The sequence below is a fragment of the Streptomyces sp. SX-6 genome (assembly GCF_059089585.1).
On sequence record NZ_JBTHHU010000004.1, the window covers coordinates 17,119 to 30,713 of the forward strand.

Genomic DNA, 13,595 nt, shown 5'->3' on the forward strand with positions numbered 1-13,595 from the left:
ATCAGGACAAGTTCCGTCGGCACGCTGGGCTCCCACCAGCCTCAGGGACACCTCCAGCCGCATATGTATCGCATGGTTGTTGGTGTTTCGCACTACTCCCCGTGGCCTGTCCGACTGTCCTGTTCCGCTCGGTCACGTGCCGCAGAACTCGGCGTTGACGACCTGCTGCTCATGCACGTTCCAATCGCCGTTGAAATTGATCGTCAGCGCGTGCCCGCCGTCCGCGGTCGTTATGGTTTCCGATATGGAACCCTGGATGCCGCCATTGTGGCCCCACACGTCGACGCCACAGGACAGTTTCAGTTTCATGAGGCCGAGGCCGTAGGAGGCGGTCGCCAGTTGACCGATCGGCACGGTGGTGGTCATCTCCTTCAGCTGGCGAGGCTTGAGGAGCCTTCCGGAAAGCAGGGCGCGGTAAAACCGGTTGAGATCGGAGGAGTTGGAGATGATTTCGCCGGCCGAGCCTGCGAGGGACGGGTTGAGCTCGGTGACGTCGTACGTCACGCTCCCCGGCGTTCCGGGGCCCGCGAGCTCTCCGGTCAGCTTCGAGTAGGCCCGGCCGCTGGGCCCCGGTATGCGGGCCCGGGTGCCCGGCAGTGTGGTGGAGTTCAAGTGCAGGGGGCGCAGGATACGCCGCTCGATTTCATGGGCGTACGCATGGCCGGTGACCTTCTCGATCACCATTCCGGCGATGATGTAGTTGGTGTCGGAGTAACGCCACTCGCTGCCGGGTGCGAAGTCCGGTTGATGGGTCATGGCAAGCCGGACGATTTGCCTCGGCGTCCAGGTGTCGTAGCGGTGCCGGAGGAAGTCGGTGCCGAACTCCTTCCGTTTGAAATCCTCGTCTTCGGTGTAGCTGTAGACCCCGCTGGTGTGGTTGAGGATTTGCCGCACCGTGATCCGGCGGCCGTCGTGCCCGCTGCCTCGGACCAGGCCCGGCAGCCAGTGGTCCACGGTGTCGTCCAGGCTCAGCTTCCCCTCGGCCTCCAGCTGGAGTATCACCGTGGCCACGAATGTCTTGGTGATCGAGCCCACCCGGAACCGGTTATTGGCCTGTGGCTTTCTGCCGGTTGCCAGATCGGCGGTGCCTGCGCGGCCGACCCAGGTGTCGTGCCCCTGTTCGGCGACCGCGATACCTCCGGGCGGTCCATTCCTGACCACCCCGTCAATGGCTGCCTGGGTGGGCCGATGGCCGCCCCGCGCGTCCGACGCCGAAGCGGGCGTCGTGAAGCCGGTAGCCAGCACCGCCGTTGCGATTGCGCTGACAGCGCCTGCCCGCAATCTCCGTGCCGTACGCACCGCCGCTCCGTCTGCTGCATGCACATGCCCGTACATGAAAGGGCTCCTGTGAGTCGGTGGGTGCCAACTGGCCTGTGGGACTGAGTATGTGCGGATAAGTCCCGCGTCGGGGATCCCGCTACCCACCTGCTCTCGGGTGGGGTTAACCCCCTGCACCGCGCGTCCGGATGGTGAATGGCGAACCGGGTACCGGTTTCCTCACGTCTGAGGGCCGTTTTCGTGAGGAAACCGGTACCCGACTCCGCCGGATCCACCCTTTGCCGATAATCGACGGGTGAGCACCAACGAACGCCCCATGCCGCCCTTGAACGCCGACGAGCGCACCACGCTCGAGACTTGGCTCGACTTCCACCGCACCACCCTCGCCATGAAATGCGAGGGCCTGGACGACGAGCAGGCCGCCACCGCGTCCGTGCCGCCGTCCGGCTTTACGCTGGCCGGTCTCGTCCAGCACATGGCGGAGGTGGAACGGAACTGGTTCCGGCGCGTGTTCGCCGGGGAACAGGCCCCGCCCATCTACGACCCGCAGGCCGATCCGAATGCCCCCGACGGCGGCTTCGAACTGGCTGAGGGCGCCACCCTGCGCGACGCCCTTGCCACCTGGCGCGCGGAGATCGACCGCGCCCGCGAGCTCTGCGCCGACCGTGCGCTGACCGACACCGGTCGCTTCATGGAGCAGGACGTCAGTCTCCGCTGGATCTACGTCCACATGATCGAGGAGTACGCCCGCCACAACGGCCATGCCGACCTGCTCCGGGAGCGTATCGACGGCACCACGGGCGTGTAGCCGGCCCGAAGTCCTACTGCTTCTTCGCCCGTTCGCCTGCGGCGGTCGCTGTGGCGCGCTTGCCGTCCTGGACCTGCTGCAGGCGCTTGAGCGTAGTGGCGAGCATGTCCTGGACGCCGGTCGTATCGCCGGCGGCACCGTCGAGCTTGACCCGGATGTTGACGTTGCCCGAGAGGCTGTAGCCCTCGGCCAACTTCTCGCTCAGCCCGGGGTTGATGACGAAGACGGACTCGTCGCCCACCTTCTCGTCCTTCTTGGGCGCCTGTTCCTTGTTCGCCTCGGTGCCCTTCCACGCGGTGTACGCGCTCTTGGCGTTCTCCGGTGTGTCGTACTGGCAGATGTCGATGTCCATCATGTTGTCGGTCGAGCCGTTGTAGATGAACGTGGCGCTGCCACCGCGCACCCACCCCTTGGGCGGGGTGTCCTCGTCCTTGCCGTCCTTCAACGGCGCGCAGGAGTCACCTTGCTTCATCGTCCCCTTGCCCCTGTAAGGGTCCCAGCCCGGAAGCGCTTCGCCGGTGCCCGGCAGTGCCTGCGTGATGTCGCCTTGGCCGAGAGCCTTGGTGATGGGCTTTCCGGAGTCGTCTCCCGAGCCGCTGGAGCAGGAGGTCAGGGCGGTAATAGCAAGGAGGACAGTGAGAACGGTGGTGCGTGTGCGTGGCATGTACACAACCCTATGCAACAGGGCAGGCAGGCTTTGAACTGGCCCGCCTGGCGGAGCGCCTTGGGCGAGCCTTGGAAAGGTGCTTCAGGCCGCGGTGGAATTCCTGTGCCACCGGTCGCTGATGACGAGGAGGACGATGGTCACCAGGCCGATGGAAGCGGCGACGATGACGGCCCACAGCCAGAGGCTGATCCGGTCATTGGGCGCAGTTGACGTGGAAGAGCCGGGAGGCGGAGGCGGCGGGTCTTCGGCTTTCGCGGAGACGGCCAGGTTCTGGGTGACGCTGTGTCGTCCTCCGTGCGAGGACACGGTCACGGGATAGACGCCCACTTGCTCCGACGGCTGACCGACCAGGCGTTTATCCACTGTTGACCGAACGGGTCTGCACTGTCCGGCGAACCGGGAGTACCCGGCACGACGGACCAGTGGAGGACCCATGCACAGACCGATCGCCTTGCGCCGTGCGCTGACCGGCGCCGCTCTGGGCCTGTGGCTGGTGGCGGCCGCCCAGCCGGGGACGGCCACCGCTTCGGTACGGCATGAAGTGCCCAAGAATGAGACCGAGTTCGCCAAGAAGAGCGCCCCGCGCCACGGCCTGACCGCAGGGCGCGCGCTGCCGGACGACGTCTCTGTACCGCCGTCCTGCGACGGTGACGGCACCAGCGGCAAGCGGGTGCAGATCATGTACGTCCGGGGCGATCGCACGGGCAGCCGCTTCGGGCAGTTGCAGAGCAACCTGCAGGCTCACGCCGTGCACCTCAACGGCAGGTTCGTGCAGAGCTCGGAGGCACTGGGCGGCCATCGTGAGGTCCGCTTCCTCCAGGATCCGTCGAACTGCGCACCGGTCCTCAAGGAGGAAGTGGTGCCGCAGAGCGTGGTCGACCAGGGGCCGATCAAGATCGGGGACGCTCTGGAGCAGCGCGGCTACCGGGACGGCAACCGCAAGTACCTCACTTACTGATTGTTTCGGAATGGGGCTGGCGGTTGACGGCCCGTCTGGGCAAGGTCTGAGTGGTGTGCGCTGATCTGGTTCCCGATGACCTGTGGGAGCGCATAGCCCCCTTGCTCCCACCTCACCCGCCACGAAGGCACCGGCACCCCGGGCGGCTTCCGGTGCCGGACCGGGTCGCGCTCGCCGGCATCGTCTATGTCCTGCGCAAGGGCGTGTCCTGGCGTGACGTCCCGAAACAGGTTGTGGGCTGCTCGGGAGTCACCAGCTGGCGCCGGTTGAGGGACTGGACCGAGGCCGGGGTCTGGTCCCGGCTGCACGAGAAGCTGCTCGCTGAGCTGCGGAAGGCGGGCTTGCTGGAGATGGACGACTGCGCGATCGACGGCTCCCACGTCAGAGCGCTAAAAGAGGGGGATCACGTCGGGCCCTCGCCCGTCGATCGAGCTCGCCCCGGCTCCAAGCACCACGTGATCGTCGACCGGCACGGCACGCCGCTGACCGTCTCCCTGACCGGCGGTAACCGGCACGATGTCACCCAGCTGATCCCGTTGCTGGACGCGATTCCCCGGATCCGGGGACTGAGCGGACGGCCCCGCAGCAGACCCAAGCGCCTGCTCGCCGACCGCGGCTACGACTTCGACAAGTACCGCCGCCTGCTCTGGAAGCGCGGCATCAAGCCCCTCATCGCCAGACGCGGCGTCGCCCACGGCTCTGGCCTCGGGCGCACCAGGTGGGTAGTCGAGCGCACCTTGTGCGCCACGAGGCGCTCTGTTTGTACCCCCGGCTCAACCGGGAGGAACTTGGAAGGAGGTTTCTGGGCCGAATGACTTACCTGGAGTCGAAAGGCGAAGGGGACAACAGCATGTCAGGAAACCGGTGACCAGGCCCAGTTGTCAGGACCGGTGCGCCGGGCGGCCCGCGCGATATGGCGAAGACTGGATTGTTTGAAGCCCAATCTCCAGAGGATGCAAGTTCCCATCCGCCGGAAAGACAACTGAAACCGGCGCCGACTCTGCCTCGGCATCGATTCGTGGGCCGATGCAACTTCCAGAGTACGGAGCGATGTCCAGCGAGGACATTCAAGGAGATGAGTGGGACGCCTACGTCGCGCTAGAACGTACAGACAGGGACGAACGTGGGATCGCCTACGGGATGCGAGTCCTATGGCGACGGAGGCCCCGTAGTAGTCGCCGGAGTCACGACCGGCCAGGGAGGACGGGAAAGCCGTCCACATCGGGCGAAGGGGGCCAGGTGATTCGGACACCCAAGACTCGGGAGGTATGCGAAATGCAGAGCGCCGAAACGGTGCTGGGTGTCCTGCGTGAACGCGGCAGGCGTAGCTTGCCGTGCAACGAGCTGTATCGACAGTTGTTCAACCCGCAGTTGTATCTGCTGGCCTACGGACGCATCTACGCCAACCATGGCGCGATGACGCCCGGGGTCACTCCGGAAACCGTGGACGGCATGTCCCAGCGGAAGATCAGCCGGATCATCGAGGCAATGCGCCACGAGCGATACCGCTTCCGTCCGGTCCGGCGCGTCCATATCCCGAAACCGAATGGGAAGACGCGCCCTTTGGGGCTGCCAACGTGGTCGGACAAGCTCGTCGGCGAGGTCGTCCGTCTCCTGCTGGAGGCGTATTACGAGCCGACGTTCTCCGACCGTTCCCATGGATTCCGTCCCCGGAGGGGCTGCCACACCGCACTGCGGGAGGTGGCCCACACCTGGACCGGGACGTCCTGGTTCATCGAAGGGGACATCGCCGACTGCTTCGGCAGCTTGGACCACCAGGTCCTGCTGTCGATCCTCGGCGAGAAGATCCATGACCAGCGGTTTCTGCGGCTGGTGCGCAACATGCTGACAGCTGGATACCTGGAGGACTGGAAGTGGGGAGCCACGCTCTCCGGCGCTCCGCAGGGTGGAGTGGCCTCCCCGGTCCTGTCCAACATCTACCTGCACAAGCTGGACGAGTTCGTCGAAACAGTTCTGATCCCGGAATACACCCGAGGAGGCCGCCGGGCCCGCAACCCGGGCTATCTGGAGTTGCAGAATCTCCTGGCGAAAGCCCGTCGGCGCGGCGATCGGGCCCAGGCCCGGGAACTGCGTCAGCGGATGACCAGCCTGCCGAGCTCGGATCCAAATGACCCGGGCTTCCGGAGACTGCGCTACATCCGCTACGCCGACGATCACCTCCTCGGATTCACCGGACCGAAAGCCGAGGCCGAGCAGATCAAACGGCGCCTGGCAGAGTTCCTGCGTGACGAACTCAAGCTGGAACTGTCCCAGGACAAGACGCTGATCACTCATGCCCGAACCCGGGCTGCAAAGTTTCTCGGCTACGAGATCACAACCCAGCACAACGACACGAAGAAGACCGGCCGTTATCGGTGCGTGAACGGTCAGATCGCTCTTCGAGTCCCGCTGGACGTGATCAAGGCCAAATGCGCCCCCTATCTGTTCCGCGGAAAACCCGCGAGGAGGAACGCTCTGGTCAACAGCAGCGACCATGCGATCGTTGCGACCTATGGAGCCGTGTTCCGGGGCATCACCCAGTACTACCTGCTCGCCGGAGATGTCTTCCGGCTGCATCGGCTGCGATGGGTCATGGAGACGTCCATGCTCAAGACCCTCGCGTCCAAGCACCGCTCGTCGGCATCGAAGATGGCAGCCAAGCACAAAGCCAGAATCGACACGTCCAACGGGCCTCGGGTCTGCTTCGAGGCCCGCATCGAGCGGAAGAACAGGAAGCCGCTGGTGGCAAGGTTCGGTGGAATTCCGCTCCAACAGCAGCGGTCGGCGAAAGTAGTCGACCGTCGGCCTGTCTGGGTGGACTATCCGCAAAAGGAGCTGATCACAAGGCTCCTGGCGGACACCTGCGAAATCTGCGGCAGCAACGGTGATGTCGAAGTTCATCACATCCGTGCTCTCGCCGATCTCGCGCGTTCCGGGTGGCCGCCGTCCGACTGGGGGCGCGTGATGCTCGACCGGCGCCGCAAGACCGTTGTGGCCTGCGTCAGTTGCCACGACCACATCCATGTCGCACGAACGGCTGAATCAATCACGCGGTAGTCACTGGAGAGCCGGATGACAGGGAAACCGTCATGTCCGGTTCGGCGGGAGGCCGCGCGGAAAAGGGCTCGCCGCGGTGGGTACCTCGCCGCGCGGCCGACCCAACCGCCTGGCTCCACCAGTTCAAGCGCCTGCGCATCCGCTACGAGCACCGCGCCGGCCTTCACCATGGCCTGCTGGAGCTGGCGTGCAGCATCATCTGCCTCCGCCGACTCCGCAAGTCGTTCTGAACCGACCAGCCCTTCGGAATGTGATCTGTCAGTTGTCGGAAGCGGGCATGAGATCTACTTCACGCGACAGAGGGGCGGAACGATGTCACGATCCGGCGCGCTCTCTGGTCCTCATGCCGAGGGGCACGCGCGGAGCCTCGTGAGAGTGGAACGGGAGCATCGACATGGGACAGAAACAGCACGTCGTGGTGGTGGGTGCCGGATATGCGGGAGTGACCGCGGCCCTCCGCGTCAGCCGCCGCCACCGGGTGACCCTCGTCGACCCCAAGGAATGCTTCACCGAGCGGATCCGGCTGCACGAAATGGCCGCTGGCCGCGCCAGCACACCCGTCGTCCTGCGTGAGCTCGTTGCCGGCAGGGACATCAACACAGTCAAGGCCAAGGCCACGTCGATCGATCCGGATGCCCGTACAGTCCTTCTGGACAGCGGCACCACGCTGACCTATGACCGACTTGTCTACGCCCTCGGCAGCAGCACCGACACCACCCGCGTTCCCGGCATCGACGAGCACGCCTACACACTGGAGCAGGCTCAGGACCTCAGTGATCGACTGTCTCGTGGATCCGGCACTGTCACCGTCGTCGGCGGCGGAGCGACCGGCATCGAACTGGCCGCAGAGCTCGCCGAGTCGGCCATCACGTGGCAGGTACGTCTGGTCACCGGAAGCGAGCCCGGGAACGGGCTTTCAGTAGCCGGCCGGACCCATGTGCGCAACTCCCTGGAACGTCTGGGCGTCCATCTGCACCCACACACCCGGGTCCAAGCCGTCCACCGCGGTGGACTGTCAACCAACCACGGTGAGCTGGCCGGGGACGTGGTTGTCTGGGCTGCCGCGTTCACCGTTCCGTCGCTGGCCGCCGAGGCCGGGCTTCGCGTGGACGAGCGAGGCCGCGCGCTGGTGGACACAGCCATGCGCTCGCTCTCCCACCCCGACGTGTTCATCGTGGGCGACGCGGCACGCGTCACAGTGCCCGGCACGGGCGAACTCCGCATGGCGTGCGCGACGGCGATGCCCACCGGAGCGCACGCCGCCGAGGCCATCGACGCACTCAACCATGGCCGCGAGCCCAAGCCGCTCAGGTTCCGTTACCTAGCGCAGTCCATCAGCCTCGGTCGCCGCGACGGCGTCATTCAGCCGGTTCGCACCGATGACTCGGCGCACAGCCTGGTGATCACCGGCCGGCCGGCCGCCAGGATCAACGAGTGGATCAACCGATACACCCTCGCATCCCTGCGAGCGGAGCGCCGGCGCCCCGGCACCTACCGCTGGGCCAAGCCGCTGCGCCCGGCCAAGACAGCCGCAGTGCCTGCTTCTGCTGCCCAAGCACAGTGATCGTGCGGCGGGTGACGGTGTGTCCGAGAACGGTGAAGACACTTCCAGCCGCGGCAACGGTCCAACCCCGAGAGCGTCGCCCGCTCCACGGTACTTTTCAAGGCTCGCACCCCCAGAACCTGATGTCGGCGTACTCCTGACTGAAAGTGCGCGCCTGGGTACGGATGAACGTGCTCAGGCCCAGACGGTTCAGCGGAACGCGTTGGCGTTCTCCGAGGCCCACTGCTGGAACGGGCGGGCCGGCGTTCCGGTGACCTGTGAAACCGTGTCGCGCACCATCAGCAGCTCGTCGTTCACGTCTCCGCCCGTGACGTCGAGCACCGCGTCCGCGGCCTCGGCCCCGAAGACCGCGGCCATCTGTGTGTGGGCTTGTTGGCGGCTGATTTCGGCGAAGGACACCTCACGGCCCAGTGCTGCCCCGATGGCCTGCACCTGCTGTCGGGCGGTCACCAACTCCGGACCGGTCAAGGCATACGTGCGCCCCTGGTGGCCGGGCTCGGTCAGCGCCACCCGACCCACCGACGCGATGTCCGCGGGGTGGATGGTCGGCAACGCGGTCTCGGCATACGGCGCGCGGACGGTCTCGTGACCTCGGATGGAAGCCGCCCACATCAGGGCGTTCGAGGCGAACTGCGTCGGCCGCAGGATCGTCCAGGCCATGCCGCTCGCCTTGAGCAGTTCCTCCACCGCCAGGTTCTCGCCGGCGGGACCGAGGTGCGGGTGGGTCTGGACGGTGATGGACGACACCAGCACGACGTGCTGCACACCCGCCTGCCGGGCGGCTTCGAGGATGTCTGCGTCCGGGCCGAGACGCGACACGAGAAACAGTGAGCGCACCCCCTCCAGCGCGGGCTTCAACGACGCCGGCTCCGCGAAGTCGCCCTCCACGGCATCGACCCCTTCGGGGAAGACGGCCCGTGCAGCATCACGAGTGAGTCCTCTCAGCGGCCCGGCACCGCGTGAGTGCAGTTCCTTGAGCAGTGCACTGCCTATGTTTCCGGTGGCTCCGGTCACGAGGATCATGGGCGTGTCTTCCCGTCGTCAGATGATCAAGTAGGCGACACGCTAGAACCTCAATCGTGCTTCAGGTCAAGAAGACCTCCAGGCGCCCTTCCTGCGGCTGGGTACGTACACCCGTACCCGACTGGGCACGTTCACGTGTACGCCGACACCCGATTCTGAAACGATCAGTTATGCCGGGATCCCCAACGCCCAGACGCTGTGCGGACTTTCCTGGGGCGGCCGGTGGGCGATGGTCGGTCTGAACCAGTGCTTCTTCGACAGCAAGGACGCCGACGTCCATGAGCTGCTGCACACCTTCGGCGCGGTGCAGAGCACGGCGCCGTATGCGACCAGCAATGGTCACTGCTACCTCAACGGCGACCTGATGTGCTACGACGACGGTGGCATACCCAGGACGCCGGGCCGGATGATCGACCTCGACCCGGACTGCCACCCGGGCGGCGGCTGGATCGACTGCACCCCTGACTCGTACTTCAACCCCAACCCCCGGCCGGGCGGCTATCTGGCGAGCCATCTCAACGTCGCCGACAGCGAGTTCCTGATCCGGGACCGGGGTACGAACCTCCCGACCGCCAATGCCCTGTTCACCAACGTGCGCAATGGCTGGGCGATGGACGTGGACATGGCCTGGACCGCCGACGGCACCAAGGTGAAGTCGGAGATGCGCAACGCCGGTGATGCCGCCGAGCGCTGGAACCTCCAGCGGCTGGACGATGGCCGTTACCTCATCCGGCCGGTGATCGACACCGGCAAGGTGTTGGACGCCAACAATGACCGTGCTCGCTCCGTCGACGGCACCAGTTACTTCGCCCAGATCTGGGGTTATGGCGGCGGCGAGAACCAGAAGTGGACACTGCGGCCAGTCGGTTCGGATCGGTACGAGGTGGTGGCGCAGGACGGTGGTTGCCTGACCGGCGAGCGGCTGGGATCGGCGCTCGGGGTGTGGAAGTGCACGGGCGACGACAATCAGCGCTGGAAGATCACTACAGGCTGAGTCCGGGCGGACTTCGGGCGGGTGCATCGCAGCGCTTGCGATCCACCCGCCCGAAGTCGCGGAGTGCCGTGGGTGTGGCCTGGGGGCTCCGCACCAGCCCTTGGCGGGTCAGCCCGTCGAGGGGACGAGGGTGTGTTCGGTGCCGAGGCCTTCGGCGGTGGTGTCCTCGTAGAGGGAGGTCTCGCCGTCGGACCAGCGGATGACGAGGTCGTCGGTGCGGCCGTTGCCTGTGAAATTACCGGTGGTCATCACGGTGCTGTGGGTCCAGGTGCTGAAGTTGCCGCCGTGGACGGTGTGCGTGGCGCCCAGGCTGCTGGTGGTGGTGCCCACGTAGGTGTTGATCGAGCCGTCCTTCCATCGCACCAGCAGGTCCCAATTGGTGTTGCCGCTGTACTCGCCAGCGGTCAGCAAAGTCGCGTCTTCCCAGGCCTTGTTGGGGTCCTTGAGCTTGTGCTCCTCCGAGAACTTCTTCTCGGCACCGACGTTCGTGTAGAGGGTGAGCTCGCCGTCGGACCAGCGCACCATCAGGTCGGTGACATACTTGGTGGCGTTGAAGCGGCCCGCAGTGATCTGGGTGGCGTGCTTCCAGGTCTCGGCCTTCTTCTTGTCCTTGTTCTTGTCGACCATCGTGATGCCGTCCCCCTTCAGGCCGTTGGAGCCGACGTCGCCGTAGAGCGAGACCTCGCCGTCGGACCAGCGCACGATCAGGTCGAACTGGTTGGAGCCGGTGAAGTCACCGGCGGTGATCCCTTCCGCGTGCGTCCATATGCTGTCCTGGCCCACGAGTTGCCGCTCGCCGTTGAAACCGCCACGGCCGTCGCTGTTGTAGAGGGTGACCTCACCGTCGGTCCACACCACGATCAGGTCGCTGCGCCCGCGGCCGTTGAAGTCGCCGGCGGCCATCAGCTTGGCGTGCTTCCACGTGCTGGCGCCGCCCATGGTGTAACCAGGGACGCTGGGCTGTTGGTAGTTGCCGTAGTTGGGGTGACGGCCGTACTGGGCGTCGTCGTAGAGACGGAAGAAGTAGTCCTGGTGCATCGGGCTGTAAGTGATGCGGTCGTACATGCGGGGGTACCGCGGGTCGGTTTTGGTTATGCCGCCCCCGTAGAAACCACCGACGTTGCCGATGATTTCACCGGTTCCGTCGTCGTGAAGCTTGGAGAACCAGGGACCTCCCGAGACGCCGCCCCACATGCCGGCGCAGTCGATCTGCATTTGGTTGTACCCCGGCAGCGGCTTCGTCGTGGTGGAACACTTCACCGGCATGTCATTCGGGTTGTGACTGCCGTTATCGGGGTAGCCGACGATCGTGACGTTGTTGTAGAAGCTCTTGGTTCGCGCAAGGGTGTTGCCGCCCACCACGTCCTGCACGTTCTTGCCTTTGACTGACTTCAGGCTGGCGAACGAAAAATCCAGGTCAGAGACGATAGTTGTATCGTTATGCACGTACTGCGAATAGATGAACCAATCTTTCACTGGCCAGATTCCGTACGGTATGGCGTGCGTGTCATAGCCATTGTACTTGGGTACGAATCCCACTTTTTTCGTGAGTTTGACTTTGCAGTGACCTGCGGTCAGGATGAGATTGTGCCCTAGGCTTTGCACCACACTGGCTGAGCAGTAATGCTTCTTGTCCTTCTCATCGAGACCGAAGAGCGCGCCGACGGACTTCATGCCGCCGAAGTGATCCACCTTGTCGCCCGCAGCTGCGCCTGTCCCCGCATCGCTCGGGGTCGGATTCTCGGTCGGCGGCGCAGCTGACCGTTCGGAGGGGGTGGTGGCGGAGGCCATGCGCTCCGGCGTCCAGAACCGGATCAGCTCCTCCGCTTCCCTATCGCCGTCCGTGCCATCCTGCCCCGGACCTGTCGAGGCAGGAGAGGAATCTTGTTTTGGGGGGACAGGCGTTGAGGAATTCGGGGTGGGGGTTGCCTCCGTGCTGGGGGCGGTACCGGAAGGGTTTGGCGTGGGTATGTCTGCGGCTGCTGCCGGGCCGACGGCCAAGACAAGGAGGCTTGCCGCGGCCATGACGCCACGCCGAAGCCGTGCTCCGTGCAACGACATTGCGTTTCACTTTCATTCTGATTACGGCCTCCCTGTTTTCAGGGAAGGCTTTTAAGGCGAGCGCCGACAACGAATGGGGGCTCGCCGAAGAGACCTCCGGCCCAGAGGGAATCCGGTTCCGGAAGGTTCGTGGAAGGGGGGCTTCAGGCCGCGGTGGAGTTCCGGCGCAGCCGGTCCACGATGCGGACGATGATGACCACCAGGCCGACGGAAGCGACTGTGATGGCGACCCACAGCCAGAGGCTGAGCTGACCGCCGGGCGTAGTTGATGCGGAAGAGCCGGGAGGCGGAGGCGGCGGATCTCCGGCTTTTGCGGAGACGATCAGGTTCTGGGTCACGCTCTGCCGTCCTCCGTGCGAGGACACCGTCACCGGATAGACGCCCTCGGGAAGATTCGGCCGCAATTGGATATGTCCCGCATACACATAGGGTCCGTTCTCCGCGTCCTGCCGGAGATCCGGGTCATCGCTGGTGTGCATGCGCAGGGCCAACGGGTGCTCGAAGGCTGGTGACTTTGCCTGAAGGGTTCCGGGCTCGTCGTCGTCGACAGCGAGGGAGACGGCTGCCTGAGTACCGGGACGTACCCAATGCGCTTGCTCTGCCGGGGCGACGGGGTCACGCGCGTAGCGGGGGTAGACGTCGAAGCGGCGAACGTAGCTGGAATATGGTCCGCCCTCCACCGTCACCTCAGTGCTGGCGATCTCCCGTCCCTGATAGGTGGCAGTGACCACATACCGGGCCGGAGAGTCAGTCGTGTAATGACCGTATTCGTCTGCGCTCTCCGTCGCTTGGCTGTCGCGCGGCGAGACGTCATAGCGCCAGAAATATGACAGGTGGTCATTCGGGTCGGCAGGCCGGGCCTCGATAGTGGCTTTGTCCCAGCCGCGCGGCATCCCACTGAGGTGGACAGCGGCAATACCGCCGGCCCGCACCGGCGTGTGCCCGTGGGGTCCCAGGCCAAAGACTTCAAGCCGCGCCTGTGCGGCGGCAGTCGGCGAAGCCGGTCCCGTGGCGGGCAGTCCCTGCGCGGCGACAGAAACTGAGGTGGCCTGGAGACCTGCTAGCACCGTCATCAGGCCAATAACGGCTGTACGCAAAGTTCGTGCCCTGAAAGGCGAGGCCTTGCGCTTCCTGCTTACGTTCACAGTCGTTCCCCCCGACTCCCCTGGCCCTAGCGCCGAATTG

The 13,595-nt window shown here is 65.3% G+C and carries 11 protein-coding genes and 2 pseudogenes; 7 read left to right on the forward strand and 6 right to left on the reverse strand.

Translation table 11 applies throughout. The annotated features are described in order from the left end of the window. Positions 1 to 132: 132 nt before the first annotated feature. On the reverse strand, positions 133 to 1,335 hold the full coding sequence (locus tag ACV530_RS05955) for a serine hydrolase domain-containing protein (protein ID WP_494331185.1): 1,203 nt from the start codon (positions 1,333 to 1,335) through the stop codon (positions 133 to 135). Positions 1,336 to 1,573: 238 nt separating this feature from the next. Here ACV530_RS05955 and ACV530_RS05960 point away from each other — a divergent pair, with 238 nt between their 5' ends. Further along, positions 1,574 to 2,086, forward strand: coding sequence for a DinB family protein (locus tag ACV530_RS05960; RefSeq protein ID WP_494331186.1), 513 nt, complete (start codon positions 1,574 to 1,576; stop codon positions 2,084 to 2,086). Positions 2,087 to 2,099: 13 nt separating this feature from the next. Here the strand turns inward: ACV530_RS05960 and ACV530_RS05965 are convergent, their stop codons facing one another. Next, positions 2,100 to 2,750 carry a hypothetical protein gene (locus ACV530_RS05965; RefSeq protein ID WP_494331187.1) on the reverse strand — a complete coding sequence of 217 codons (651 nt, stop codon included), beginning with the start codon at positions 2,748 to 2,750 and terminating at the stop codon, positions 2,100 to 2,102. An 84-nt stretch (positions 2,751 to 2,834) separates the two neighbouring features. Continuing rightward, a complete protein-coding gene (locus ACV530_RS05970; RefSeq protein WP_494331188.1) occupies positions 2,835 to 3,059 on the reverse strand; it encodes a hypothetical protein in 225 nt (74 codons plus the stop codon). Positions 3,060 to 3,186: 127 nt separating this feature from the next. Here ACV530_RS05970 and ACV530_RS05975 point away from each other — a divergent pair, with 127 nt between their 5' ends. From ACV530_RS05975 to ACV530_RS05995, 5 genes and pseudogenes are all read left to right on the forward strand, one after another. Beyond that, positions 3,187 to 3,711 (forward strand): hypothetical protein, encoded by a 525-nt coding sequence (locus ACV530_RS05975; RefSeq protein WP_494331189.1) that lies wholly within the window; start codon positions 3,187 to 3,189, stop codon positions 3,709 to 3,711. 53 nt (positions 3,712 to 3,764) lie between these two features. Next, positions 3,765 to 4,448, forward strand: a pseudogene (locus tag ACV530_RS05980) (IS5 family transposase); the annotation flags it as partial. Positions 4,449 to 4,986: 538 nt separating this feature from the next. Continuing rightward, entirely contained in the window at positions 4,987 to 6,768 is a 1,782-nt protein-coding gene (locus ACV530_RS05985; RefSeq protein ID WP_494331190.1) for a reverse transcriptase domain-containing protein, read from the forward strand. 65 nt (positions 6,769 to 6,833) lie between these two features. Continuing rightward, positions 6,834 to 6,998 (forward strand): annotated as a pseudogene (locus ACV530_RS05990) (IS5/IS1182 family transposase); the annotation flags it as partial. 164 nt (positions 6,999 to 7,162) lie between these two features. Then, entirely contained in the window at positions 7,163 to 8,332 is a 1,170-nt protein-coding gene (locus tag ACV530_RS05995; RefSeq protein WP_494331191.1) for an NAD(P)/FAD-dependent oxidoreductase, read from the forward strand. Positions 8,333 to 8,521: 189 nt separating this feature from the next. On the opposite strand, the gene ACV530_RS06000 is transcribed toward ACV530_RS05995, so the two are convergent. After that, entirely contained in the window at positions 8,522 to 9,355 is an 834-nt protein-coding gene (locus tag ACV530_RS06000; RefSeq protein WP_494331192.1) for an NAD(P)H-binding protein, read from the reverse strand. A 229-nt stretch (positions 9,356 to 9,584) separates the two neighbouring features. On the opposite strand from ACV530_RS06000, the gene ACV530_RS06005 reads away from it, so the two are divergent. Beyond that, on the forward strand, positions 9,585 to 10,349 hold the full coding sequence (locus ACV530_RS06005; RefSeq protein WP_494331193.1) for an RICIN domain-containing protein: 765 nt from the start codon (positions 9,585 to 9,587) through the stop codon (positions 10,347 to 10,349). Positions 10,350 to 10,457: 108 nt separating this feature from the next. Here the strand turns inward: ACV530_RS06005 and ACV530_RS06010 are convergent, their stop codons facing one another. Next, positions 10,458 to 12,140 (reverse strand): trypsin-like serine peptidase, encoded by a 1,683-nt coding sequence (locus ACV530_RS06010; RefSeq protein ID WP_494331194.1) that lies wholly within the window; start codon positions 12,138 to 12,140, stop codon positions 10,458 to 10,460. Between the two features lie 413 nt (positions 12,141 to 12,553). Then, positions 12,554 to 13,555, reverse strand: coding sequence for a hypothetical protein (locus ACV530_RS06015; protein ID WP_494331195.1), 1,002 nt, complete (start codon positions 13,553 to 13,555; stop codon positions 12,554 to 12,556). Positions 13,556 to 13,595 lie beyond the last annotated feature (40 nt).